Origin of the sequence: Streptomyces massasporeus (assembly GCF_014648995.1) — a bacterium.
GTDB lineage: Bacteria > Actinomycetota > Actinomycetes > Streptomycetales > Streptomycetaceae > Streptomyces > Streptomyces massasporeus.
The window spans coordinates 105,944-129,917 of record NZ_BMSE01000009.1 but is presented as its reverse complement, the minus strand read 5'-3'; the positions used below and the strand labels follow the sequence as shown (position 1 = coordinate 129,917).

Annotated in this window: 22 protein-coding genes; 17 read left to right on the top strand and 5 right to left on the bottom strand. The window is 66.2% G+C overall.

The genetic code is table 11. The annotated features are described in order from the left end of the window. The first annotated feature begins 39 nt into the window (after positions 1–39). The 6 genes from IE153_RS21010 to IE153_RS20985 all read left to right on the top strand — a co-directional run bounded on the left by IE153_RS21010 (position 40) and on the right by IE153_RS20985 (position 4,535). Positions 40–1,071: a hypothetical protein gene (locus IE153_RS21010; RefSeq protein WP_229829084.1), complete on the top strand. Its 1,032-nt coding sequence runs from the start codon at positions 40–42 to the stop codon at positions 1,069–1,071. Between the two features lie 88 nt (positions 1,072–1,159). Further along, on the top strand, positions 1,160–1,450 hold the full coding sequence (locus tag IE153_RS21005) for a hypothetical protein (RefSeq protein ID WP_189591422.1): 291 nt from the start codon (positions 1,160–1,162) through the stop codon (positions 1,448–1,450). Positions 1,451–1,582: 132 nt separating this feature from the next. Next, positions 1,583–2,839: a hypothetical protein gene (locus tag IE153_RS21000; protein WP_229829083.1), complete on the top strand. Its 1,257-nt coding sequence runs from the start codon at positions 1,583–1,585 to the stop codon at positions 2,837–2,839. A gap of 13 nt (positions 2,840–2,852) precedes the next feature. Beyond that, the gene (locus tag IE153_RS20995) at positions 2,853–3,266 is read left to right on the top strand and encodes a hypothetical protein (RefSeq protein WP_189591420.1); all 414 of its coding nucleotides are present in this window, start codon (positions 2,853–2,855) and stop codon (positions 3,264–3,266) included. Next, positions 3,256–3,921 (top strand): hypothetical protein, encoded by a 666-nt coding sequence (locus tag IE153_RS20990; RefSeq protein WP_189591419.1) that lies wholly within the window; start codon positions 3,256–3,258, stop codon positions 3,919–3,921. The genes IE153_RS20995 and IE153_RS20990 overlap by 11 nt, the downstream gene beginning before the upstream one ends. Further along, the gene (locus IE153_RS20985) at positions 3,918–4,535 is read left to right on the top strand and encodes a hypothetical protein (RefSeq protein WP_229829082.1); all 618 of its coding nucleotides are present in this window, start codon (positions 3,918–3,920) and stop codon (positions 4,533–4,535) included. Before IE153_RS20990 ends, IE153_RS20985 begins: the two co-directional genes overlap by 4 nt. A 48-nt stretch (positions 4,536–4,583) precedes the next feature. On the opposite strand, the gene IE153_RS20980 is transcribed toward IE153_RS20985, so the two are convergent. After that, a complete protein-coding gene (locus IE153_RS20980; RefSeq protein WP_189591417.1) occupies positions 4,584–4,841 on the bottom strand; it encodes a hypothetical protein in 258 nt (85 codons plus the stop codon). A 274-nt stretch (positions 4,842–5,115) separates the two neighbouring features. Between IE153_RS20980 and IE153_RS42995 the strand changes: the two genes are divergently transcribed. From IE153_RS42995 to IE153_RS20940, 8 genes are all read left to right on the top strand, one after another. Then, positions 5,116–6,069 (top strand): DUF8017 domain-containing protein, encoded by a 954-nt coding sequence (locus tag IE153_RS42995; RefSeq protein ID WP_189591416.1) that lies wholly within the window; start codon positions 5,116–5,118, stop codon positions 6,067–6,069. 535 nt (positions 6,070–6,604) lie between these two features. Then, positions 6,605–7,258, top strand: coding sequence for a hypothetical protein (locus IE153_RS20970; protein WP_308432197.1), 654 nt, complete (start codon positions 6,605–6,607; stop codon positions 7,256–7,258). Between the two features lie 44 nt (positions 7,259–7,302). Continuing rightward, the gene (locus IE153_RS20965) at positions 7,303–8,277 is read left to right on the top strand and encodes a hypothetical protein (RefSeq protein ID WP_229829081.1); all 975 of its coding nucleotides are present in this window, start codon (positions 7,303–7,305) and stop codon (positions 8,275–8,277) included. 676 nt (positions 8,278–8,953) lie between these two features. Then, positions 8,954–9,259 carry a hypothetical protein gene (locus tag IE153_RS20960; protein WP_189591414.1) on the top strand — a complete coding sequence of 102 codons (306 nt, stop codon included), beginning with the start codon at positions 8,954–8,956 and terminating at the stop codon, positions 9,257–9,259. Continuing rightward, complete coding sequence (locus IE153_RS20955) at positions 9,256–10,587, top strand: putative T7SS-secreted protein (RefSeq protein ID WP_189591413.1); 1,332 nt, start codon at positions 9,256–9,258, stop codon at positions 10,585–10,587. Before IE153_RS20960 ends, IE153_RS20955 begins: the two co-directional genes overlap by 4 nt. Before the next feature lie 292 nt (positions 10,588–10,879). After that, a complete protein-coding gene (locus IE153_RS20950; RefSeq protein WP_189591412.1) occupies positions 10,880–11,290 on the top strand; it encodes a hypothetical protein in 411 nt (136 codons plus the stop codon). Further along, the gene (locus IE153_RS20945) at positions 11,287–11,928 is read left to right on the top strand and encodes a hypothetical protein (RefSeq protein WP_189591411.1); all 642 of its coding nucleotides are present in this window, start codon (positions 11,287–11,289) and stop codon (positions 11,926–11,928) included. The genes IE153_RS20950 and IE153_RS20945 overlap by 4 nt, the downstream gene beginning before the upstream one ends. A gap of 402 nt (positions 11,929–12,330) precedes the next feature. Further along, complete coding sequence (locus IE153_RS20940) at positions 12,331–13,635, top strand: hypothetical protein (protein ID WP_189591410.1); 1,305 nt, start codon at positions 12,331–12,333, stop codon at positions 13,633–13,635. A gap of 52 nt (positions 13,636–13,687) precedes the next feature. Here IE153_RS20940 and IE153_RS20935 read toward each other — a convergent pair whose 3' ends face one another. After that, the gene (locus tag IE153_RS20935; RefSeq protein WP_189591409.1) at positions 13,688–14,257 is read right to left on the bottom strand and encodes a hypothetical protein; all 570 of its coding nucleotides are present in this window, start codon (positions 14,255–14,257) and stop codon (positions 13,688–13,690) included. A 434-nt stretch (positions 14,258–14,691) separates the two neighbouring features. Further along, positions 14,692–14,994 (bottom strand): WXG100 family type VII secretion target, encoded by a 303-nt coding sequence (locus IE153_RS20930; RefSeq protein WP_030840100.1) that lies wholly within the window; start codon positions 14,992–14,994, stop codon positions 14,692–14,694. Between the two features lie 391 nt (positions 14,995–15,385). Between IE153_RS20930 and IE153_RS20925 the strand changes: the two genes are divergently transcribed. Both IE153_RS20925 and IE153_RS20920 read left to right on the top strand, forming a co-directional pair. Continuing rightward, on the top strand, positions 15,386–20,029 hold the full coding sequence (locus IE153_RS20925) for an FtsK/SpoIIIE domain-containing protein (RefSeq protein ID WP_189591408.1): 4,644 nt from the start codon (positions 15,386–15,388) through the stop codon (positions 20,027–20,029). Between the two features lie 162 nt (positions 20,030–20,191). Continuing rightward, on the top strand, positions 20,192–20,698 hold the full coding sequence (locus tag IE153_RS20920) for a hypothetical protein (RefSeq protein WP_189591407.1): 507 nt from the start codon (positions 20,192–20,194) through the stop codon (positions 20,696–20,698). On the opposite strand, the gene IE153_RS20915 is transcribed toward IE153_RS20920, so the two are convergent. Together IE153_RS20915 and IE153_RS20910 are read right to left on the bottom strand one after the other, a co-directional pair. Then, positions 20,613–22,418 (bottom strand): serine/threonine-protein kinase, encoded by a 1,806-nt coding sequence (locus IE153_RS20915; RefSeq protein ID WP_189591406.1) that lies wholly within the window; start codon positions 22,416–22,418, stop codon positions 20,613–20,615. The genes IE153_RS20920 and IE153_RS20915 overlap by 86 nt on opposite strands. Before the next feature lie 92 nt (positions 22,419–22,510). After that, positions 22,511–23,359, bottom strand: coding sequence for a menaquinone biosynthetic enzyme MqnA/MqnD family protein (locus IE153_RS20910; RefSeq protein WP_031103061.1), 849 nt, complete (start codon positions 23,357–23,359; stop codon positions 22,511–22,513). Positions 23,360–23,680: 321 nt separating this feature from the next. On the opposite strand from IE153_RS20910, the gene IE153_RS20905 reads away from it, so the two are divergent. Beyond that, the gene (locus tag IE153_RS20905; RefSeq protein WP_003992177.1) at positions 23,681–23,884 is read left to right on the top strand and encodes a cold-shock protein; all 204 of its coding nucleotides are present in this window, start codon (positions 23,681–23,683) and stop codon (positions 23,882–23,884) included. The last annotated feature ends 90 nt before the right edge of the window (positions 23,885–23,974 follow it).

Genomic DNA, 23,974 nt, shown 5'->3' with positions numbered 1-23,974 from the left:
CTAGCCCTCAGCACAGGCGCAGCTGCCCTGGGGCTGACCATGGGTGTACTCGGCCTCGCGGAACCCGCCTACGCGGGAGAAGAGCCCGCCAACTCCCAGGGCGCCAACACAGAAGAGTCGGGTGGCGGCAACGGCAAAGGCATCTACGCCGCCGCCCGCATCCAGTACTCCGGATCCGTGGCCAAGGGCGGCGGGGCCGGGAACGTGACGTCCGCGGACGTCAACTGGACGCCCCCGCCCTGCTGGTACGCCCCGTACCTCGGCGCCAAGGACTTCAAGAAGGAGATGTCCAAGCACATCGAGGACCAGCTGAAGGCACCCGGCATGGGCGGAACCGCGGGGGCGGCCATCGGCGAGACGCAGCGCCACTACGAGGACGGGTACGGCTGGGCCGACACTCCCGGCTACAAGGACTACAACGTCGAGAACGACGGCAAGGGCATGTTCTGGGCCGGCGTCGAGAACCCCGACGAGCCGGACTACCTCAAGAGGTCCTCCTGCACCGACCTCCCCTTCTGGGTGGAGAACGGCGATGCGCCACCACCCCAGTACGAAGAGGCCATCTCACCCGAGATACTCGCCGCTCTCGCCTACCAGCACATGCAGCTCCCCGACACCAAGGTCACCCTCGCTCCCGAGGCCACCACCAAGGTGAACCTGCCGACCTGGGCATGGCTCGACAAGGCCGTCTTCGACGAGGTCCAGGCGACGGCGGCCCTCAACGTCCCCGGCTTCAACGTCCAGGCCACCACCACCGCCAGGCCGGTGTCCCTCAAGCTGGAGCCGGGCACCAAGGACGCCGTGACCTATCCGGCCTCGGGCGAGTGCGTCATGAACGCCGACGATTCCATCGGCGAGCCCTACGCCAAGGGCAAGGCCGACGAGACCCCGCCCTGTGGAATCCGGTACCTCCGCTCCTCAGGCGACGGCACGTACAAGCTCCGGGCCACCGTCACCTGGGAGATCACCTGGACCGGCACGGGCAGCCCTAACCCGACACAACTCCCCAACGGCACCTTCGGCAACGAGCAGGCGGTCACCGTCCAGGAGATCCAGGCCGTCAACAGGTGACTGTTGCCGCTATGCGAACGCCGAGACGACATCCTGAGGCATGCGAATCTTGACTGACGTCAAGGAAAACAAGAACACGGGGTAACACATGTCGGATTTGGTCGTCGACTTCGACCTGCTCAGCACATCGTCCAAGCAACTCAAGGCGATTCAGACTGAGTTCCGCAATTTGGGCGAGTGGAAAGACGACATCAAGTCGGTAGTCGGAGCAGCCGAACTCAAGGATGCCATGACCGACTTCATCGACAACTGGGACGACAACCGCAAGCGCCTACTCGAATCTCTGGAAACCGTAGGCAAGATGGTGGAAGGCACGAGAGACGCCTTTGCGAAGGTGGATGACGAATTGGCCAAGGCAGGAAAGAAGAAGAGCAAGTAGGAACTACCGTTCCACTCGCAACCATTTTAAGCTGGGGGGATATGTATGGCACGGCCCAGGGACTGGCAGCCGCTGCGTGAGAGCGACCCTGTTCCCGGAGACCCCGAGGGAATCCGCGGCCAGGTCAAGCATATGAAGAAAATCGCGGAGTATCTGCGCACACAAGCTGCGGCACTCTCCGCGATGGCCGACGCCGACAACCTAAAGGGTAAGTACGCGGAAAAGCTGGGAGAAGAGTCTCGCGGGCTGGGGCGCAAGCTCGATGAGGCCGAAGACCGGTATCGCGAAGTCAAGGGTCACCTGTCCAACTGGGCTGACGAGCTGGAGGAATTCCAACAGAAGGCCGACAAGGCCCTCGGTGACGCAAAGGAAGCCCAGCGTGTGATCGACAGTCACGCCGCAAAGGCTGATGACAAGCCGGCACCCGACAAAGAGGATGACAAGAAGCGAGAGCCCGGCGACTCTTCGGACGAGGATCCGGCGCTCAAGCGGGCCAAGGACGACCTCGATGACGCAAGAAAGCGACTAAACACCGCGGAAGGCGACTACACCGAGCGGTCGAACCACTTTGCGGGCAAAATTCGGTCCTCCATCGACGATGACATGAAGGACAGTTGGTGGACCGATGTCAAGGCTTGGGTGGCTGACGCCGAGTGGCTCAAGGACTGGACCGAACGCCTCAGCTGGCTCGCCACGGCCGCGGGAGTCATCGCCATGTTCATCCCTGTCGTGGGATGGATCGCACTGGGGCTGACGATCGCAGTTACGCTGTCTCACATCACCCTGGCGGCTACCGGAAACGGCTCGTGGTTCGACGTCGTGATGGATATCGGTGCACTCAAAATGGCACGCAACGGGCTCAAAGCGGCTAAAGCCATCAAGGCTCTTCAGCAAAGTTCCCGCAAGACGGCAGCTGGCATGGCCAACGACGGCGCGAAGGCCGGGGCAGCCGCAGCCAATTCCGGTGCACGCAAGACCGCAGCCAGGGCTGCTCGCAAGCGCGGAGGCACATCGAGTAGCAATCGAAACGCGGCGCGCGCTAGGAAACTACGCATGGAGGCCGAGAACCGTGCGGCTGGCAAGCGGGCGGCAGACGAGGTGAAGGACGCCGACCTCCCCGAGGCCACGCTGCGAGACAAGGCTGGCACCATCGGCGACGCGAAGCTAAGCCAGCAGATGAAGGATATTAAGAAGTGGCGGGACGAGTACCCGGACAGTCCAACCCTCGCGGACAACGCCGCCCAAGCCCAACGCCATCAGAACATACTTCAGGGATCATGGGCGGTCGGCACCGGTCTCGACTTGGGCGACAAGTACGGAAATGATGTCTCAAGTGGTGAGTACGACAGGATGAAGGGTCGCATGGAAGCTCCAGTGGGACAGTGGTGAGAGAAGAAGCGCTATGACCAAGAAGGCGGATTCACAGAAAGATTCGGGGCAAGAGCAGAAGCGTATCGACAGATCACTTACGACCCTGAAGATCATCCTGGTGATCGCGATCGTGCGCCTGCTGGCTGGGCCGGCGACCGAGGACTTCCTGGGCGCCTCCGTGGTGGATCTTCCTACCTGGGAGTGGTCGTTGTGTGCCCTCAGTCCACTTGCCATGCTCGCCATCTATCGAAGTCCGGGAGACTGGAAACGACTGTCATATGACGCCATCTATCTGAAGTCGGCGGCTGGCCTCTATCTCTTTTACGCCACTACTTTCGTTGCATTCCAAGGTGGTTGGGTTCTCTGGTTCGCCGTCGCGGCGTCGCTGGGAACCTTTCTCGGTATCTGGTGGCTGAATCGCAAGGAGCGTTTGAGTGCCCGCTGAGCAGAGTGAATCAGCAACGGGCGGTAGTGCGCTTGTTACCGGCTACCGACTCATTCTCCCTGATGACTGGGCCCAGATCCCCTTGAGGTACGGGACAGAGGAAGCCGTTCGCCGCGTTCTCGACGAGGCTTTCAGGCGCCTCCCGCCCGGATCACCGGAGGACAAGGTCGGACCCTACAAAAGAGAGTTGGAACGCCGGTTCCGCGCTGTTGTCCGCCGGGTGCAGGAAGGAAATGCTCTCGACCTGTACTTGCCGGTGAAGTCGGCGGACAACGTGAACTTGGGCGCTTCCATCGTCGTGTCCGAAACGCTTCTCCCCCGCCGTAACGAGCAGATCGCTCACGTTGAGCCCACCGACGTGGCAGTGCAACTGCTGGTGTCCGACGGAGCTGACAACATCGACCTGAGTTCAGGAGAGCTCGACGGAGCTCTCGCTGTTCGTCGAGAGCACGTCGCAGACGCCGACCCCGATCGAGGAGCAGAGCTTGGATCACGCCGCGTGGAGTACATCGTGTCTGTGCCGGACGACCCCGATCGCTGGTTCACCGCTGCCTTCTCAACAATCGGCGGCGGTGACCCGCGGGACGAGTTGGCCGACGCCCTCGTCGAATGGTTCGACGCCGTCATGGCGACTCTCCGCTGGAGGCGTGGGTGAGCGAGCACTTCTTCCCTGTCATTGATATCGAGTACATCGACCCGTACCCCTGGACAGTGATCCCGCCCCGTGATGGCGCCGTTGGCCCCTTCGAGGAGTGGGACGACATCCAGGCCTGGTGCCGCGAAGAAGCCGAGGACCTGTGGCTCGACCGCGAGCTTGATTCGGGTCCGAACGGCATTGACTTCGTCGCCGACACACTGGCGAAGTGCGCAGAAGCCTTCTCCCCGCCTGGCACGGACCATTGGCTGTTCCTACATCGCGATCACCCCACGGACCTGCCGCTCCCCGTATTCGCGGCGATCGGACCGTCTTCAGGCCCCCGCGAGGAGACACTGCGGACCTTGGCCATGGCGGACGATCCCCAAGCGGTCGAGCCCCCAGTCATCAAACGCTTCAAGGCCAAGAGGCTCGGTGAGGGCCTGACCACTTTCCGCTACACAAACCAGGACGTCGCTCCGCACCTGCTGGCGTGTGCACGCTATGCGTGGCGGGTCGAGGAGCATGGAGCGGATGTCGTGATGTGGACCGCTACCGAGGACGTCGCCCGCATCATGTACGCGGCACAGGATCTGGAACAGCTCGCGCACCGACTGGCCGTGTACAACCCCTGAGCAGCGGCTCACTCATCCCACTGACATGCGACAGGCGGATCCCGCCCTCTACGACACCCTCGTGGAGCTGTTCGACGCCGTGATGAGCCTTCCGCTGGAGCTATTCCTGAGGACCTCCACTGACCACCCCCAACGATCGACCTCGTGCTGGGTCCAGCCCTGGAAGATCAGCAGGGCGAAGAGGAGGGGGAGGGCGAGGAGGAGCCAGTGGGCTCGGGGGTTACGGGACTGTTTGTGGCGGGCCCGGGCCCGGCCCTTGGACGCGGCGGGGGTGAGGGTGCGCCACCGCCCCCGGGCTCCGGCCACCGTGCGACTCCCACGCCGTCCACGGGGCGTCTTCTCCACGCGCTCCCGCAGAACATGCTGGATACTGCGGGCGTCGTATTCGCGCTGATGCGGCGGGAGTTACGCATGGGGCGCGAGTGCAGTTTCGAAGGCCCGGGCGTACGGCGGAACGGCGAGCTTCACAGACTTTGCCGGAACGGAAGGCGCGAATGACGTCGGGTCGGGCAGGGGGTAGGGGCAGTCCGCCCCTCTCGACGACCGCACTCCGGCGCTGATCGTCGTATCGTTGCGCCACATGTGGCCAGGAAAGCAGCCGCCCGAGGGCGGGCAGGAACCGCAGCAGCCGAGCGGGGAGCCAACAAATCCGTACCTGCAGCCCGGGTACCACCAGCCGAACCCATTCCAGCAGCCGCAGGCGTCGAACGCACCCCCGCGACAGGCCAATATGCCGGTTCCTCGGCCGCCGAGCGGCGGCCGGAGCCGCAGCACCATCGTCGCCGTCATCGCGGCGGCAGCCGTCGTAGCAGCGGTGACCGCAACCGGCTTCGTCCTACTCGGCAGCGGTGAGGACGACCGGGCAGGCACCGGCCCCACCGAGACAACCTCTCCGCCGGCTCCGAACAATCCTCGGGACACGGACACCGAGACCGCCACCGTCAAGGGCTGGAGGGTTGTGGTGAACCCGAGCCAGGGAATCGCGTTCGACGTCCCGCCGCAGTGGGCGCTCCAGTCCACGAGCTGGGTCACGTATGTCTCCGAGAACGACGACCCGGACGACACACCACTGATCGGGATGCGCGCCCCCGCGTACTTGAAGGAACAGTGGTGCACTTCGGACGAGGACAAGAGCAGCACCGTGGAGGACACGCCCCTGGCCGTCGCAGGTTCCAGGGGCAACGACGGCGCCCGGAGTACCGAGGAGATTGCCGGCTCCGACCCCAGGACTTGGGTGTACGGGCAATTCACCCAGCCCGACAAGAACAAGGTGAGGCCGGGCACCGTGGAGCCGTTCACCACGAACTCCGGCATCAAGGGGACCCTGGGGACCGCCTGGTCGATGGGCGTGAAGAGAACACAGAAGTGCGCGACGAATGGCAAGGCATGGACATTCGCCTTCAAGAACTCCCAAGGAGACCTGGCTTCCTGGTCGTTCTTCGGCGCCAGGGGCGTGTCCGACGAGGTACCGGACGAGACCGTACGGAAGATCGCCGCCACCGTACGGCTCTACAAGGACCCGTCTGACTCCTGAACATCGAACAGACACCAGGAACGGCCCTGCCGGCCCCACCAGCGATCACGCCTCAACTCCCGCTTCGCGTGCCGGTCTGGTCAGCAGCGTGTCAAAGGTCACCACTGCACCGGCCAGGTACGCGGGACCAGCAGCGGCCGGAATGCGGTGATCTCATCGCTCCTGGCGTCGACCTCTCGCTGGGCCGGCAACGCAGAGAGAGCGGTGACCGAAGACCGCGGCAAGGTCGAGATCCTGGCCACGAACACATCACCCCGGCTCCCTTCACGTCGGCGTATCCGCCGTGCAGTTGCCCGAGGTGCAGGGCACCGCACTAGCGAATCAGAACCCCCACTTCTATGGCCCCGGATGCCGCGAACCGCGACGCCGGGGCCGCCCCCTCTTCGGGAACGATCAGGACACAACCAGCACTCTGAGGCCCCATACGCTCCGGATTGCCCCTGTTCTTGCAGTAGTTCGCTCTGGTGAAACCAGCAACCCCACCGATAGCGTCAGTGCTCTTGACTGAACTTCTGTCTCACGGGGAGTCACTGTGATGCGCCGCCCATTGCCCGTTGCTGCCGCACTGATGGCGACGGCAGCACTGCTGTTGACGGCCTGCGGCAGCGGGGACGGCAGCTCGAAGAGCAACGACAAGATTGCCGGGGCCGATGCGAGTGAGACGGCGACTTCGGCTTCACCCAGCGCCGGCGAATCCGGTCCCTCCGACCGCCCCAAGATCACGTTCCCCGAAGGCGTGGAAAACAAGTTCGAGGGCTGGAAGACAGGTGATCCAGCCGAGAACGCGGTGCTGTCCGACGTGACGCAGACGGTGAACGCGGTGGACGACGCGATCCTTCGCGGCGACACGAACTCGGCGACACTCGCGTACTACCGCCAGGGCAAAGCACTCGTGAGCGCGCAGAAGTGGGTCCGGGCCTGGCTGGACGAGGACCTCACGTGGACAGGCTCCACGCGCTACTTCAACCCGAAGGTCAAGGTCGCGGACAGCGACACGGCCGCGGTTGTCTACTGCGCCGACGAGAGCAAGGCCTACAACAGGAACCGCAAATCCGGAACGGTGGACGAGTCGCCGTCCGACGAGAGCCCGTACGTCACGTACAGCACACAGCTCAAGAAGAACAGCAAGGGGGTCTGGCAGACCACGGAGGTGCTGTCGAAGCGAGGGGACAAGACGTGCGCGCCCTGACCCGTGGCATAACCACGCTGAGTGCTCTCCTCGCGGCTATCGGCATGACCGCCGGCACTGCAGCGGCGAAGGGTCCTGGCGCGTCCGAGGCCGAGGTCGGTGCCAGCGGCAAGCGGTCCGGAAGCGACCTCGTCTCCATGATCAGGTACACAAGCACCGCCTCAGGCGGTGGCGGCAAGGGCAACGTCACCCCCGTAGGCAACTGGACCCCGCCGGCATGTTGGTACGAACCGCGCTCCGCGCAGGAGTTCTCCAAGTACGTCGAGAACATGTACGACGAGACGATCAACACTCCGGGCCAGCACGGCTACGCCAAGACTTCGGCCGGTATGTTCCGCGACACATACAAGGACGGAAAGTACAAGAACTACAACCTCGACCAGAAGGACGAGGGTAACTGGTGGGTCGCTGTCCGCGACGAGGACCGCTGGATGGAACCCGAAGCCCAGCTCTGCGACAAGCCACCCTTCTGGGTCGAGAACGGTGCCGCCCCACCCGTGGAGAACCCGGTCAGCCCCCAAGTTCTCGCCGAACTCGCCTACAACCGCATCCAACTGCCGAACACCGAAGTAACCGTCGCCCCCGAGACGACCACCAAGGTCAATCTCCCCACCTGGGCCTGGCTGGACAAAGCCAAGTTCAAAGAGGTCTCGGTCACCGCCGCGCTCAATGTGGGCGGCCTCAACATCCAAGCCACGACCACCGCAAAGCCGGTCTCTCTCAAGCTGGAGCCCGGTACGCCCGACGCCGAGACCTATCCCGCCTCCGGCGAGTGCGCGATCAACGAGATCGGTTCGATCGGCGAGCCCTACGCCAAGGGCAAGGCCGACAGGACCCCGCCCTGCGGCATCAGGTACCTCCGCTCCTCCGGCGACGGCACCTTCAAACTCCAGGCCACCGTCACCTGGGAGATCACCTGGACCGGCACGGGCAGCCCCAACCCGACACAGCTCCCCAACGGCTCGTTCGGCAATGACCAGGACGTCACGGTTCAGGAGATCCAGTCCGTCAACAGGTGACCGAGCCGGGAAGCTCCGCCCTTCACACCGCTCTCCCACAGCGGCACGACAGCCCCAGCCAGGCGAGCCCAATGAAGTACGGTCACGCACCGGGACCGAACTTCGACTGGCCACCAGCCAGCCGCCGCTGGGGCCTTGCTCCGCACTGTCTAGAGCACGAACACGACTGGCCGATACCTGGCTCCGGCAGCGGTGACGGCCCTGGACGCGACAGCAACCGCCCGGGGCTGCCCACTGCCGGCGGGCGATCAGGGACACAAGCCCAACCCGGTGGGCCCCCATACATCCGAATTGCCGGTGTTCCCGGTGCAGTTCGCGCTGGCGAAACCGAGAACCGCAACGATAGCGTCAGTGCTCTTGAATGAACCCTTGTCTCACGGGGAGCCCATGTTGAAGTGCCGCCCTTTGCCCGTTGCGACCGCGCCGATCGTGACTACGGCACACCTTCCCGCAGCCTGCGGTAGCGAGGACGGCATGTCTGCCGACGGCAACAAGACCAGGGTTGAAGTCGGCGCTTCGACTGCTCAGACCGAGCTTCCACCTCACGATCCACGGAATCTTCACCGGGCCTCCTCGGCCGACGAGAGGGCTATCAGCGTCCAAAAGATCAGAGCCGTCAAATGCTCACCGCGTATGGCCACCGCAAATCCAATCAAAGAAGGCACTACGGACAGTCATGGCAAACGACTCCGACCTCGTCGTAAATATTGATCTACTCGTCGATTCAGAATCACGGCTCAAGACAATCAAAAAGGAACTCAACGACCTCGACAACCGCAAAGATGACATGCACCCATACTGGGGCAGCAGTCAAATAGCGGATGTGATGGGCGATTTCGTTGACAACTGGGAGAAGTATCGCGAAAAGATGCTCGAAACCGTCGAGAATGTGGGAAAGCTGGTCACCTCCACCATCGATGGTTTCACCGGACTTGATGCCGACCTCGCCAAAGAACTCAGGAAAGCCGGGAAGAAGAAGTGACCGCCTCCTCGAAGCCTCGCCCCAAGGACTGGCACCCTCTCGCCGATTCGGACCCTGTACCGGGCGACCCAGAGGAAATCCGTGCCGAAGTGAAGCACATGATCAACATGGCAAAGTCACTACGGGCACAGGCGAAAGATCTAACCCGAATCAGAGACGACAACGAACTCAAGGGAAAGTACGCGGGCAAGCTACGGGAAGAATCGGGTGACCTCGAAAAGCATCTCCGAGAAGTTGCCAGCCGCTATGAACGCGTGCATGGCTCCCTGAGTAAATGGGCTTCCGATCTGGAGGATTGTCAGACGGACGCCGACAAGATCCTCGCTGACGCGAAACGAGAGCAAGAAGAGAACGACGCGGCCAAGAAGAAGGCAGAGTCGGGCGGTGATAATCCTACAAAGTCTTCAGGCGACGACCCGTTGAAGGACTACCGCACGCGCCTCAAAAAGGTTGAGGGCCACCGAGATGAACGTGCCGGTTACTACGCAAAGGAAATCGGTACTGAAATCAAAGATATCATCAAGGATTCATGGTGGGAAGGTGTAGTCGATTATGTGAAGATCGCCATTGACGTTTTGAGTTGGACCGCCACGATTATTGGTCTTGTGGCCCTCTTCATCACCCCTGTCGGCTGGGTTGCCATGATCGCTACAGTGGCAACCGCTCTGGTGATGGGTGGCCACGTGCTGTTGGCCATTACTGGAGACGGGTCGTGGATGGACGTGGCCACGGATGCATTTTCGCTCGTTACCATGGGGATGGGCGCCAAGGCCTTGAAGGGCCTCAAGGCAGTACAGACAGTTATGCGTAAAGCTTCTGTGAAGGAGGCAGGAAAGGCTGCTAGAGCCGCAAAGGGAGCCGCAAACAACAATAAGATCAACAATGCCATTAGGAACGCAGACAGGCAGGCGCGGAAGAGGACTACCAGCAAGAAGAAGAGGAGAGGGGCCGAGCGGGCTCTACAGGCCGCCCAAAAGCAGAAGAATGCGGCGCGGAATGAAGCCCGCGCTGCTGAGCGCAGTAGGGAGTTGCCGAATTCGAACCGGCGCGAGTTGGCGGCATCTGGCGGCGACAAGGAATTTGCTCGGTCTTACAAAGACATCCAGCACATGCGTGCAACCCATCCCAACTCTCCAGAAGTCCTGAAAGCCGGCCAAAATGCGGAGGTCTACCGCGACAGGTTCCGTACTGCCTTCGGTGCTGGACTTACAGCTGACCTAGCAGACAAGGGGTTGGGAACCAGCGATATATGGCCGGACAAGCCTTACGTCGAGGGTTACAACGAGACCAAAGAGCAATTTACCGTACAACGTGGGTCAGGTTGGTAAATGACTGAGAATTATATCAGCTCCAATCTTACGAACCTCGAGGTGTAGAGTGGGACCAGATCATCCTGCGGAAAATTCGAGCTTGGCTCCTGCCGAGCCATCGGAGAAAGGTGTAGCAAATGGATACTCCTTGATTCTTCCACCAAATTGGAAACGAATTCCCTTGCGCCGAAAAAGCGAGAGGGAGGCGACAGTCCGAGACATCGTTGAGTCCGCATGCAAGCAGCTCCCCAAGAATTTTCCGAGAGACTTGGTTACCCGGTACAGGCTGGAGGTCGAGCGACGTCTGTCAATGGGGATCAAGCGTGCACGAAAGAGTGGTGGGCTGGATTTCTACCTGCCGATGGCGGACCCCGGAGAAAGCCCCATCGCTGCCTCGTTCGTAGTGGGTGAAATCAGCACCGAAGGCGATCCCAGCCGATTCCTCGGAGTCATGACATCGACCGGCGGTTACGAAGCTGTCACTATTGATGAGGCGCCGGGCGCCAGGCGGGAGGTAGTGGCCGAAGCCGATGTGCAGGAAGGCATCGAGCTGGCCTCACGTCGCGTCGACTACGTGGCAGCCGTACCCGGTGATCGTAGAAGATGGCTGACGATCTCCTTCTCGACCATGGGTGGCGGAGATCCCAATGATGAGTTGTCTGATGCTACGGTTTCCCTCTTTGACGCCATCGTGACCACATTTCGTTGGAGTAGTGAATGAGCTGGCTAGATATCGAGTACGACCTGGACGTATGGCTTGAGATTCCTCCACGCTGGACGATTGGCGCAACGGAGCCCTGGGAGGATGACGACGAGCGAACACCCCAAGAGTGGGCGACTGAGACAGCGGAGCTCTGGTGGGAAGAGCACGAGTCGGATCCTGTAGCGGGCGAGGTCGAACTACTGGCAGACACCTTGGCAGCATGTGTTGAGCAGTACCCGAAGATGTTTCCCGGGTTCGAAGTGCTCTTGTATCTTCCCAGTCCCACAGCACTCCCACTCCCGGTCTTCGTGAGCGAATTCCCTTCCGAAGGCGAGAAGACATCGGAACTGCGTCGGGTTACCCTCGCAGACGATGATGGGGCAGTCGAGGCACCGATCGTCGAAGAGTTCGCGACAGAGTCGCTGGGAACTGGAGTACGCGTTCTCCGCTACTCAGTAGATAGTGAAAGTAACGCTGTCGTCTCAAGTCTCCGTTATGCGTGGCGCAGTGAAGAACACGGTCGGGACGTGGTCGTCATCACAGGGTCACCAGCACCGAGCCAGGTGCTGCGCTCGCTGGACGACATGGACGAACTGGCCCACTCCATCGTGCTCCGCCACAATGATTACGTGCCCCTCGACGAAGATGACGACTGAGCTGTAGGACGGGAACTCCCGTCCTGGCTACAGGGAGATACACGTGCCTTGGATTCCGCCCGGAAACCTGCCTGCCGGAGCCTACAATTTCTTGATGTGCAGCGGCGGAATGATCTTCTCGTTCGGTGGGGTATGGCTTCTTTTCTCGGCCCCAGTAGGACGATTTACCGTGCTGGGCATCCTGCTGACTGTTGCAGGAGGGACAGCCCTGCGCCACTGGTGGCGATATCGGTGATCCTCACCATTTCCTATCTGGCCAACTACTCCGGGCCGGTACCCCGGTAACCTGAATGTTGCCCGGTATCGGTAACGCTCTGCCCGGCTCTTCCACTCTTGCGTTTCGTCGAAGCCTCCGCCTCGTTTCCCGCTTCGCCCGAATGAGCGGACGGCACAGGAACGGACATGACGACGAACATCGACGGTCAATCCTCGGCCCGCACACCGCTCTTCCAGGCAGCTCCGTTGCCTGAACCCCCGGGAGCACCGGACAGCTGGCCTGATCGTGGGTCCCGCTTGCGGGATCAGGGGCAGGCGCTGGACATGCTGGTCCGCGAAGACCTCTCGCGCGGTCGTGCTCTCGTATTCCTTCTGTGTGCGGGCGTCGTGACATTGGTCGCAGGGCTGGTTCCGGCGATGGTGATCGACGCCGCCGACTCCGCTTCGAGCGATATGACCGACGTCGCGGTGGCGAGCGTGCTCGGGCTCCTGCTGCTCGCCGTTCTCTCTGTTCCGGCGCTGTTCGTCCTGCGCGCGCTGCGTATGCGGTCAGCTCGCCGCTTCGAGTTGCTTCGTCAGTGGGCGGCGGTGGACCGCGGGCCCGACGCGGACTTCCCGACACGCTACGGCGCGGAAGGGTATCCGCACGGCCGCTTCTTCTACTCGGCGCTGGGGCTCACCCTGGCGCTCATCCTGACGGCGGTTGTCCTGGCCGACTTGTCCGATCCGTCCGTCCTCGGGCTGCTCCCTTGCCTGGTCGTGGCAGGGCTCTTCGCCTGGAGCACGATCAGGAAGTATGCGGCTCGATACGGCTGGGCCGTACGCGAGCGGGTGATTCGCGCCCGAGCTCGGAGGAGGGACCTGCATCGCACGCAGTTCGCGCAGACAGCGTCCCGTGCCGAGTCGCCCAGAACCTACCTGTCCGGCATGCGCAATCACCCGGCCGTGCTCAACGCCGCTCTCCTCAGCCCTGCTGTGATCGTCACCGTGGTCTTCGTCTCCGCTCACCCTCAGGACGCTTTCGGTCTCGCCGTAGCAGGCCTACTGGCGTTGTTGCTTCTCGTGCTGGGATTGCCCAAGATCGTGCGCATGCGTCGTCGCGAGCAGGTGCCCCTCGATTCGACAGCGAGTTCCGTGGCGTCGGCCTTCCCCGGGGGCGCCGTGGTGCATCCTGTGCGCTACGGGCTCGGAGAGCCGGACAGCCCGTTCGCGGGGTCGACGTCCTCTGCCTGGGACACCGGGCCCTCGCGCACCGGGGCCTTGGCAGTCGACGCGGGTGCTTTGCTGGCCCGCGGGACGGACGGGGATGCCCTGGACCTCCAACTCGGCGAGGTACAGGGTGCGGTCCTCATCGGCAGTGGAGTGGCGTGGCTTCCGCCCTCCGTCGACGTGCTGCTGCAGTCAGGGGAGGCCATCGAGTTCCGGTCACCCGAGGCCAGGGCCATCACCGAGGCACTGTCCGACGCGGGCGTGCCGGTGACGACTGCTTAAGCAGGGACTCAGATGCTGGGTTGCGCGGACAGTGAGGCCGCAGTCTTGCGTGCTAACGCTGCCGTGCCGCCCGGCTCTTCCCTTTACCCTTCTTCCGAAGCCTCCGCACCCGCATCTGCTCCCTCGCGAGTTGTTCCGCTGCCCGCGTGCTCGTCCAGCGGTGGATGGACCAGCCGACCAGGCCGACAGTGACGACGTAGGCGAGGAACGCGGTGCCCGTCCCCGGAAGGTAGGCGCAACTCATCGAACGGCAATTCCTGGTACGCAAGCCGGCGAGCAGGTAGAAGAGCGGTCCGAAAGCCGCAGCGCAGCAGATCGCCGTTCCCGCGGAGCGCAGTCCACGCGCCAGGTGGGTCCCGCCCGGGACTCCGGGGGTGCAACGCAGCCCTCCGATCACCCCGAGCACGGTGATCACACCGAGGGCCGCACCCAGCGCCCATGAGCCTCCGGGCAGTCCCACGAGGGGCGGGAGGGTCTCGCGGGCGAACCGCTTCCACAGGCCCGTGAGCAGCAGGATCAGGCCCGTGCCGACCACCAGGCAGAGGATCACTCCGGCGATTCCCAAGCCGTCGCGCACTCCCCAGCGCCGGTCGGTGCCCGTCCTGTCAGCCTGCCTCTGCATCTATGTCCCTCCGAGTCACTGCACTCACCGACGTGAACCCGCGATGGCATCGCACAAGCGCTCCATCGGACCAGCCATCCCCGTGAGCGGGGGCGAGAAGGAGCGCGTCAGGTAGCCAACCCCGCCGGGCATCAGGACGTGGACGCTCAACGTCGTGGCACCGAGAACGCGGACACGTGTCGCCGCCCCCGCACCTTCAGGCTCACGCAGTTCCAGTCACGCCGAGTACTTCTCCGGGTCGGCGGGGGTATCGCCCATCGGCACCAGGGACACCAGGAGCGAGGCGGGGAGGCCGCCATCCCGGGAGATCGTCAGGGAGCTCCGGAGCGACCTGCACATGCACCTGCTGCGGCAGCCTCTTCCCGACTGACGGCCCCCGCCCGGGAACCGGGCGCCGACTCCATCGGCTGTCGGCACCCGGCCGGCCCTTGGCCCTACTTGCTCCGAGCCTGCTTGGCCAGCTCGTCGTCGATCTGCTCGAACTTGTCCGCGGCCATGGTCAGGTAGTCACCCATGCCGTCGAGACCGTCCAGCGTGTCCTTCATGCCGCGCACGAACTCGTCGAAGTTCTCGTCGAACGCCTTCGACGAGCTCTTCGTGACGTAGCCGCCCTGCACCAGGTTGTTGATGTACTTCTTGAGGCCCTCGAGCTTCTCCTGGAGCTTTTCCTTCTCCTTCACGACATGCTTGGCTGCATCCCGCATGTCCTGATATGTGACATCAAGGTCCTTGGCCATGAAGCCGCTCCCTCTCACAACGCCGCAGGGCCAACCCCCGTGGCTCCCTGTTTGCGGACTCTTCAGCCCGGAAGCCGAGTTGCCGGTCGCACGTGGCAACCGGTGTGATCGTCCGCTCTTGCGTCAGCAGCTTACGGGTGTGGCCTGTGGTGCCCCATACCCGCCTTGTGAACGAGCCGTCATGAAAGCGTGTACGCCGTTGCCATCGGGAACGTCACGGCGCCTCCCCATTGCCCCGCCGTCGTACCGAACGGATATCGTCCCTGTACCGCTGTGACCCGCGTGGCTGAAGAGCACAACAAACGAGCACCGCAGCAAGCCAACAGCACAGCGGTACCAGCGACAGACACCACGCGGCCGTACCGGCCCAGTGGCACGGGGAGGACAAGTCGTGCGCCTGACTCTGACCGTCGTCGACCCGTACGGCGGCGGCACCGCCGACGTGGTGCTCGATGCCGATCCTGAGTCCACCGTCGGGGACATCGCGCAGGAGCTGGCCAAGCAGGTGGGGCACAGCGGGGCGCAGGTCATCCCGCTCGGGCAGCACCGGCACGCGCCGGCCAACAACGCGCCCCTCGTGTACGTGGACGGGTACGCCGTCGATCCCGGCGCCACCGTCGTCGGATCGCCCCTGCGCGAGGGCGCCGTCGTCAGCCTGCAGGACCCCTCCGGGTGTCTGCCCGGTGAGCCCACCGGGCTCGTCGAGCTGCGGGTGGTCGGCGGGCCGGCCGCCGGGTTCGTGCACCGGCTCGGCGTCGGGCGCTACGACATCGGCAGCGGCGCGGCGTCGTACATCCGCCTCGACGACCCCGAGGTCGACGCCCGGGCCCTCACCCTCTCCGTCGCCACCGACGGCACCTGCCAGGTCGCCGTGCACTCGGACAGGGAGCACGTCACCCTCGACGGCACCTCCCTCGCGGAGGACGCGGACGAGAAGAAGGACGAGCCCAGCGGCAAGAAGCGCGGCAAGAAGAAGGACCCGGAGAAGAGGGAAGAGAAGAAGGACGGTCCCACCGAGTGGCCCCTCGGCGCTCAGATCGGGGTCGGGAACACCCTTCTCGAACTCACCCGGTACACACCCCCGAACGCCGCCCTCAAGTGGTCCGACGACGGCGTCGGCCTCGACTACAACCGCCCCCCGCGGCTGCGTCCGCCCGAGCGGCAGACCAGCTTCCGGCTGCCGTCGCCGCCCCGAGAGTACGAGGCCAGACCGCTCCCCTGGTTGATGGCGCTGACGCCGCTCGTGGGTGCCGTCGTGTCGGTGATGATCTTCCAGCGCTGGTACTACCTGATCATGGCGGCCCTCAGCCCGATCCTGCTCTTCGCCAACTACTACAACGACAAGAAGCACGGGCGTAAGTCGCACGCCAAGCAGGTCGAGGAGTACGAGGAGCAGAAGGAGCGGATCGAGAAGGACGCCCAGGACGCGCTCGTCGCCGAGCGGAACGACCGGCGGCACGCCATACCCGACCCGGCCACCGTGCTCGCCCTCGGGACCGGGCCCCGTACCCGTCTGTGGGAGCGGCGGCGCACCGACCGCGACCACCTGCTGGTCCGTTTCGGGACCGGGCAGCTGCCCTCCGAGGTGGTGCTCGACGACCCCGAGCAGGATGACCACCGCCGCCAGGTGACCTGGAAGATCGAGGACGCCCCGGTCGCGCTGCACCTGCGCACCCTCGGTGTCGTCGGTATGGCCGGGCCCGGGGATTCCGCCCGTGCCCTCGGGCGCTGGGCCGTCGCGCAGACCGCGACGCTGCACAGCCCGATGGACGTGCAGTTCTACGTGCTGAGCGACAACGCCGCGCAGGAGTCCTGGGACTGGGTGCGATGGCTGCCGCACGCCCGGCCGTCCGGCGGTCAGGACGTCAACGCGCTCATCGGGACGGACGCCGAGACGGTCGGCGCGCGGATCGGGGAGCTGACGCAGATCCTCGACGCGCGCAAGAAGGCCGCCGAGGAGAACAAGTCGCAGGGCAATTCGAGCTTCGGCGACCCCGACATCGTGGTGGTGTGGGACGGGTCGCGGCGGCTGCGGTCCCTTCCCGGCGTGGTGCGGCTGCTGCGCGAGGGGCCGGCCGTGTCGATGTTCGCCATCTGCCTGGACGCCGAGGAGCGCTTCCTGCCCGGTGAGTGCCAGGCGTACGTGGTGGCCGAGCCGAAGGCCGCGGAGTACGAGCCGGCTCAGCAGACCCAGCAGCAGCCCCAGCAGGCCGCCGGTGGTTTCCCCTCCTTCCAGGCCTGGCACAGCAGCGCTCAGCAGCCCGAACAGGCCGGCCGCACCGAGCAGTTGCGGCTGCGCGTCGAGGAGGCCGGTGCGGAGCGCCTGAAGGACGTACGGCCGGACTTCGTCTCCGCGGCCTGGTGTCTGCGCCTGGCCCGGTCGCTGTCGCCGCTGCGGGACATCAGCGGCGAGACCGAGGACTCGGCACTGCCCGGGTCGAGCCGGCTGCTGGACGTGCTCCAGCTGGAGCCGCCGACCAGTGACGCGATCGTGGCGCGCTGGCGGATGGGCGGGCAGTCGACGCTGGCCGTGATCGGCGAGTCGTACGACGGGCCGTTCGGGCTCGACATCCGCAAGGACGGGCCGCACGGTCTGATCGCCGGTACGACCGGTTCGGGTAAGTCGGAGCTGCTGCAGACCATCGTGGCGGCGCTGGCGGTGGCGAACACGCCCGAGAACATGACGTTCGTGCTGGTCGACTACAAGGGTGGCGCGGCGTTCAAGGACTGTGTGCATCTGCCGCACACGGTCGGCATGGTGACCGACCTCGACGCCCACCTGGTGGAGCGGGCGCTGGAGTCGCTGGGTGCGGAGCTGCACCGGCGCGAGCACATCCTGGCCGCCGCCGACGCCAAGGACATCGAGGACTACCAGGACCTGGTGCGCCGGGATCCCTCGCACCAGCCGGTGCCCCGACTGCTCATCGTCATCGACGAGTTCGCCTCGATGGTGCGCGACTTGCCCGACTTCGTCACGGGGCTCGTGAACATCGCCCAGCGTGGTCGCTCCCTCGGCATCCACCTGCTGCTGGCGACGCAGCGGCCGTCCGGTGTCGTGTCTCCCGAGATCCGCGCCAACACCAACCTCCGTATCGCGCTGCGGGTGACGGACGGCGGCGAGTCGTCGGACGTCATCGACTCGCCCGAGGCCGGGCACATCTCCAAGAACACCCCGGGTCGCGCGTACGCCCGGCTCGGGCACGCCTCGCTGGTGCCGTTCCAGTCCGGCCGTGTCGGTGGCCGCCGGCCCGGTGCGGCCGACCCGGCCGTGCTGATGCCCTGGGTGGGGCCGCTGGCCTGGGAGGACCTGGGCCGGGCGGCGCTGGTCAAGCCGAAGGCCGAGTCCCGTGAGGACGAGGAGATCACCGACCTGAAGGTCCTCGTGGACACCATCCGCGACGCCAACAGCTCCCTCGGCATCCCGCCGCAGCACAGCCCGTGGCTGCCCGCCCTGGACGAGACGTTGCTGCTGGACGACGTGGAGTTGCCCGCGTTCGCCGGTGGCCCCGGCAGGCTGCCGCCGGCGCCGTACGGCATCGAGGACCTGCCCGCGAGCCAGGCCCGCCGCCCGGTCGCCGTGGACTTCTCCTCCTTCGGCCACCTCATGATCGGCGGCGCCCCGCGCAGCGGCCGCTCCCAGGTGCTGCGCACCCTCGCGGGCTCCATCGCCCGCACGCACTCCATCGCCGACGTGCATCTCTACGGCATCGACTGCGGCAACGGCGCCCTCAACGCCCTGACACGGCTGCCGCACTGCGGTGCGGTCGTGAGCCGCAACCAGACCGAGCGGGTCGTGCGGCTGGTCAACCGGCTCAAGGGCGAGATGGGCCGCCGCCAGGACGTGCTGGCGGAGAAGGGTTTCGCGGACATCGGCGAGCAGCGGGCGTCGGTCGCCGAGGACGAGCGGCTGCCGCACATCGTGGTGCTGCTGGACCGCTGGGAGGGCTGGGTGCCCACCCTCGGCGAGGTCGACCACGGGTCGCTGACCGACGAGTTGCAGACGATGATGCGCGAGGGCGCCAGCGTCGGCATCCACCTGGTGCTGACGGGCGACCGCACCCTCCTGGTGGGCCGGATCGCGACGCTCACCGAGGACAAGTACGGTCTGCGGCTCGCCGACCGCAGCGACTTCTCCGCGCTCGGCATCCCGGCGCGCAAGGTGCCGGAGGAGATTCCGCCGGGCCGCGCGTTCCGCAACGAGTTCGGTACGGAGACGCAGTTCGCGCTGCTCGCCGCGGACACCACCGGTCAGGGCCAGGCCGCGGCGCTGGCCGCGATCGGCGAGGCGGCCGCGGCCCGCGACGCGGACGTCCCCCGCTCGCGGCGGCCGTTCCGCGTCGACAGCCTGCCCAGCCGCATCTCCTTCCCGGAGGCGTGGGAGATGCGCGACCCGGACGCGTCCCGCTCGCGGCTGTGGGGTCTGGTCGGCATCGGCGGCGACGAGATCGTCGGCTTCGGTCCCGATCTGGCCGAGGGCGTACCGGCGTTCGTCGTCGCGGGCCCGGCCAAGTCGGGCCGCTCGACGGTCATGCTGAACTTCGCCCACTCGTTCCTGTCCCAGGGCACCCGCCTGGTCATCGCGGCCCCACGCCAGTCCCCGCTCCGCCAGCTCGACGGCACGGACGGTGTCCTGAAGGTCTTCACCGGTGACGACATCGACGAGGACGAGTTCGAGGAGCTCATCGACCAGGCCTCCCTGGAGGAGCCGATCGCCGTCCTCGTCGACGACGGCGAGCTCCTGGAGGACTGCGACGCCGAGAGCCAGATGAAGAAGCTCGTCTCCCGCGGCGCCGAACGCGGGCTCGCGCTCGTCATCGCCGGTGACGAGGAGGACGTGTGCAGCGGCTTCTCGGGCTGGCAGGTCGACGCGAAGAAGGCCCGCCGCGGCATCCTGCTGTCCCCGCAGGAGTCCTCCAGCGGCGACCTCGTCGGCGTCCGCCTCAACCGCAGCATGGTCGGCGGCCAGGTCGCCCCCGGCAAGGGCATGCTCCACCTCGGCGACGGGGAGCTGCGGACGGTGGTCATCCCGGGGTGAGGCGTTGAGCGGGGGTCGGCGAGGCCGAAGCGGAGGAAGGCGGCGGGGTCGGCGCTACGGTACGAGCACCGGCCGGGCCGCCCGTCAGTCTCCGAGCAGGAGAAGCAGGGCTGGGGTTGTCTGTGGGCCTGCCTGGTACTCCCCGGCTTCGTCGCCCTGATCATGCCGCTGGTCCTCTTCGACATGTACTGGGGCCACGAGCTCTGGGGCGACTTCGCTCCGGCGTGGCCCGGCGGTGCGTACGCCTTCGCCGGCACGGTCGGTGCCCTGGTGCCGGTGGTCTTCTTCGCCTGGGTGGCGCCGCTCTTGCGGATGGACTGGAAGAGGGGCAAGGCGCGTTCGCTGGCCTGGGCGGCCGCGTCCCTGTCCGGGCTGGCCGCTTGCTACCTGGTCGCCGGGGTGATCGCCACGACCGTACGGCCCAAACGGCGCCGCAACTGGGACGCCGACTGCTACGGCGAGGGCGGCCCCTGTTGGGTGCACGTGCACTACCCATGGCTGTGGGTCGTCGGCCTCGTCTCCACCCTCGTGGCAGCTGCGCTGCTGATCACCCTGCTGGTCAGGCTCAGCCGCAGGACGCCCTCTACCCCACCCTCGACATCCGAGCCTGTGGCCGCCCCGACTCCTCGCTCTCCGACCGGTATTGCAGGTCGTCGCCCACCGGCTTGAGGTGGACCGTCGTCTTCGCGGGGTTGCAGCCGCTGTGGTTGGTCTTCGCGCCGACCGACGTCGCGACGAGCTCCTTCTTCGTGACCTGCTTCAGGGTGAGTACGTCGACACACACGCCGCCGATCGGGTCGGTCTGGCGGAGCTTGCCCAACTCCTGGCCGACGGCGGCCCGTTCGACCGTGATGCGGAACGTGCCGAGGGGCAGTCTGCCGTCGAGGGCGACGCCCTGGCCTTCCCAGGTACCGAGGTACGCGGCGGGCACGGCACCGGTGGAGGGGGCCGAGCTCGCGGTCGCCGCCGGGGGCGAGTCGGACCCGCTGCCCGAGTCGGCGTCGTCCTGGCCACCGCGCCCGGGCAGCAGGTCGAACACGAACACCGACCCGATCGTCACGGCCGCCATCGCCCCCGCGACCGCCAGCGCCACGGAGCAGCTCAGCCTGCGCACCCGTCCGCCGCCCTCGCCCTCCGGCGTGGACGTCGCCGCGACGGAAACGGTGACCCTGCCGGGCCGCCGACCGGAGGTCGGGGCGGTGTCCTGCGGGTGGTCGCCGTCCCGGGGCTCGGATACCGCGCCCTGCGGGTGGTCGCCGTCCCGGGGTTCGGATACCGCGCCCTGCGGGTGGTCGCCGTCCCGGGGTTCGGGTACTGCGGCAATGACGGGTGTCTGCGCCCCGGTCCCGGGCGATGGCATCACCGGCGGCGGTCCGAATACTCCGAGCCCCTGCTCCTCGCCCCCGGCTGCTCCCGGCGCCGCCCCCACCGAAGGGCTGCTGAACCCCACCGGCCCGGAAGGCCCACCGGCCCCCACGCCCGCTCCCGCCCCCGTCGCCTCCAGGTTCAGTAGTTGCACCGCGCTGCGGCTCACCTGCTCCACCAGCGTCCCCGGCAGCCAGCCGCCGGCCACGAGCCGGGCCGCCCCCTCGGGGGCCAGGCGGCGGGCCAGCTCGGCCGGGGCGGGCCTCACCGCCGGGTCCTTGGCGAGGCACTCCGCCGTGAGGCCCCGCAACTCGCCGTCCATCAAGCCGAGTTCCGGTTCCTCGTGGACGACCTTGTAGAGGAGGGCGGCGGAGGAGTCGCCGGGGAAGGGCTGCTGCCCGGTCGCCGCGTACGCCAGGACCGCGCCCAGCGAGAAGACGTCGGCCGCGCCCGTGACGCCCTTGCCCAGGATCTGCTCGGGCGACATGTAGCCGGGCGAGCCGATGGACACGCCGGTGGAGGTGAGGGACGCCGTGCCGTCGGTGGCCCGGGCGATCCCGAAGTCGATCAGCAGCGGACCGTCGAGGGTCAGCAGGACGTTCGACGGCTTCACGTCCCGGTGCACCAGGCCCAGCTCGTGCACCGCCGCCAGCGCCTCGGCGAGTCCCGCGCCCAGGGCCCGTACGGTGTGGGCCGGCAGGGGCCCGCCGTCGGTGACCGCGGCCGACAGGGACGGACCGGCGGCGTACGCGGTGGCCACCCAAGGCACTCGTGCCCCCGGGTCGGCGTCCAGGACGGGCGCCGTCCAGGCGCCGCCCACCCGGCGCGCGGCCTCGACCTCACGCCGGAAACGCGCCCGGAACTCCTCGTCCAGCGCGAAGTGCGGATGCACGATCTTCACGGCGACCGTGCGGCCACCGGCGCTGCGGCCCAGGTAGACCCGGCCCATGCCGCCGGAGCCCAGTCGGCCGAGCAGCCGGTAGGGCCCCACGACGGTGGGTTCGTCGACGTCGAGCGGCCGCATGGGCGTCACCCCTCCCCCGTGGGCAGGCGGGGACGGCTCCGGTCCCGGTACGCCTGCACCACCAGCAGAGTAGTGCGGGAGCACCGTCCGGCTCACGGCTGGAGCAGGTCCACCTTCACGTCCGCGGGGAAGCCGGTCGTCGGACCGACCCGCCGGGCGAACTCGGCGACCGCTGCCAGCTGCGGGCCGCCGAAGCGGAAGTCGAGGGTCGTGAAGTAGCGGGCGAGGGTCTCCTCGTCGAAGGCCTCCCAGCGGGCGGCCTGCTCGGCGACCTTGCCGACCTCCTCCAGGGAGAGGTTGCGGGAGTCGAGGAAGGCCTCGTGCACCCGGCGCGTGATGACCGGCTCGCGCTCCAGGTAGTCGCGTCGGGCCGCCCAGACCGCGAAGACGAACGGCAGGCCCGTCCACTCCTTCCACAGCGCGCCGAGGTCGTGCACTTCCAGGCCGAAGCGCGGCCCGTCGAGCATGTTGGCGCGCAGCGCGGCGTCGCCGATGAGGACGGCGGCGTCGGCCTCCTGCATCATCAGGCTCAGGTCGGGCGGGCAGGTGTAGTAGTCCGGCTGGACGCCGTACCGCTCGGCGAGAAGCAGCTGGGCGAGGCGCACGGAGGTGCGTGAGGTCGACCCGAGGGCGACGCGGGCGCCGTCCAGCCGGTCCAGGGGGACCTGCGAGACGATCACGCAGGACATGACCGGGCCGTCGCAGCCGACGGCGATGTCGGGGAAGGCGACCAGGTCGTCGGCGTGCCGGAGGAACTCGACGAGGGTGATCGGACCGATGTCGAGTTCGCCCTGCACCAGCTTCTCGCTGAGCTTCTCCGGGGTGTCCTTGGAGAGCTCGAAGTCGAGGAGCGTGCCCGTTCTCGCGAGCCCCCAGTACAGGGGCAGGCAGTTCAGGAACTGGATGTGGCCGACGCGCGGCCGGGTGCGAGGATTGTCCACATCGTGAGGCTAGCCCTCACGGCGTACGGGCGGGCGCGCGACCCCGCCGTCGGGGTGTGGGCCCGTTGCGGGCACCCCCTCCGCCAGTCGGCCGGACGATGTTCAAACATTCGGGTGACGTGATCTTGACCCCTATTGCATTCCGCGGCCTGCGTGCTAGGCTCGTCGCAAGTTGCAGTTTGGTTTCCCTTGCAGTACAGAGCCTGCGGAGCATGTGACCGCGGGCTCTCGTCATTCTCAGACATATGCACTTGTGCGGAATTCATCTTCACACTTGCTGGTTCTGGAGCAGGGCAACCCTTTTGGGCCCAAGGAGGGCTTATGGCTACCGGAACCGTGAAGTGGTTCAACGCCGAAAAGGGCTTTGGTTTCATCGCCCAGGAGGGCGGCGGCCCCGACGTCTTCGTCCACTACTCCGCGATCAACGCTAGCGGCTTCCGCTCGCTCGAGGAGAACCAGCAGGTGTCTTTCGACGTCACGCAGGGTCCGAAGGGCCCGCAGGCTGAGAACGTCACGCCGGTCTGATTTGTAGTACCCAAGGAGCCCCGCGCCGCCAGGCGACGGGGCTCCTGCCCTTATCCAAGCCCTTCTGTCCGGTGAATTCCCGGTGAATTC

Bases quoted from the DNA above. Each gene is read 5' to 3' on its own strand.
- IE153_RS21010 (WP_229829084.1), top strand. From the start codon at position 40: ATGGGTGTACTCGGCCTCGCGGAACCCGCCTACGCGGGAGAAGAGCCC.
- IE153_RS20935 (WP_189591409.1), bottom strand. From the start codon at position 14,257: ATGCAGAGGCAGGCTGACAGGACGGGCACCGACCGGCGCTGGGGAGTG.
- IE153_RS42995 (WP_189591416.1), top strand. From the start codon at position 5,116: ATGTGGCCAGGAAAGCAGCCGCCCGAGGGCGGGCAGGAACCGCAGCAG.
- IE153_RS20940 (WP_189591410.1), top strand. From the start codon at position 12,331: ATGACGACGAACATCGACGGTCAATCCTCGGCCCGCACACCGCTCTTC.
- IE153_RS20970 (WP_308432197.1), top strand. From the start codon at position 6,605: ATGCGCCGCCCATTGCCCGTTGCTGCCGCACTGATGGCGACGGCAGCA.
- IE153_RS21000 (WP_229829083.1), top strand. From the start codon at position 1,583: ATGAAGAAAATCGCGGAGTATCTGCGCACACAAGCTGCGGCACTCTCC.
- IE153_RS20905 (WP_003992177.1), top strand. From the start codon at position 23,681: ATGGCTACCGGAACCGTGAAGTGGTTCAACGCCGAAAAGGGCTTTGGT.
- IE153_RS20945 (WP_189591411.1), top strand. From the start codon at position 11,287: ATGAGCTGGCTAGATATCGAGTACGACCTGGACGTATGGCTTGAGATT.
- IE153_RS20965 (WP_229829081.1), top strand. From the start codon at position 7,303: ATGACCGCCGGCACTGCAGCGGCGAAGGGTCCTGGCGCGTCCGAGGCC.
- IE153_RS20960 (WP_189591414.1), top strand. From the start codon at position 8,954: ATGGCAAACGACTCCGACCTCGTCGTAAATATTGATCTACTCGTCGAT.
- IE153_RS20920 (WP_189591407.1), top strand. From the start codon at position 20,192: ATGCCGCTGGTCCTCTTCGACATGTACTGGGGCCACGAGCTCTGGGGC.
- IE153_RS20950 (WP_189591412.1), top strand. From the start codon at position 10,880: ATGGGGATCAAGCGTGCACGAAAGAGTGGTGGGCTGGATTTCTACCTG.
- IE153_RS21005 (WP_189591422.1), top strand. From the start codon at position 1,160: ATGTCGGATTTGGTCGTCGACTTCGACCTGCTCAGCACATCGTCCAAG.
- IE153_RS20995 (WP_189591420.1), top strand. From the start codon at position 2,853: ATGACCAAGAAGGCGGATTCACAGAAAGATTCGGGGCAAGAGCAGAAG.
- IE153_RS20930 (WP_030840100.1), bottom strand. From the start codon at position 14,994: ATGGCCAAGGACCTTGATGTCACATATCAGGACATGCGGGATGCAGCC.
- IE153_RS20915 (WP_189591406.1), bottom strand. From the start codon at position 22,418: ATGCGGCCGCTCGACGTCGACGAACCCACCGTCGTGGGGCCCTACCGG.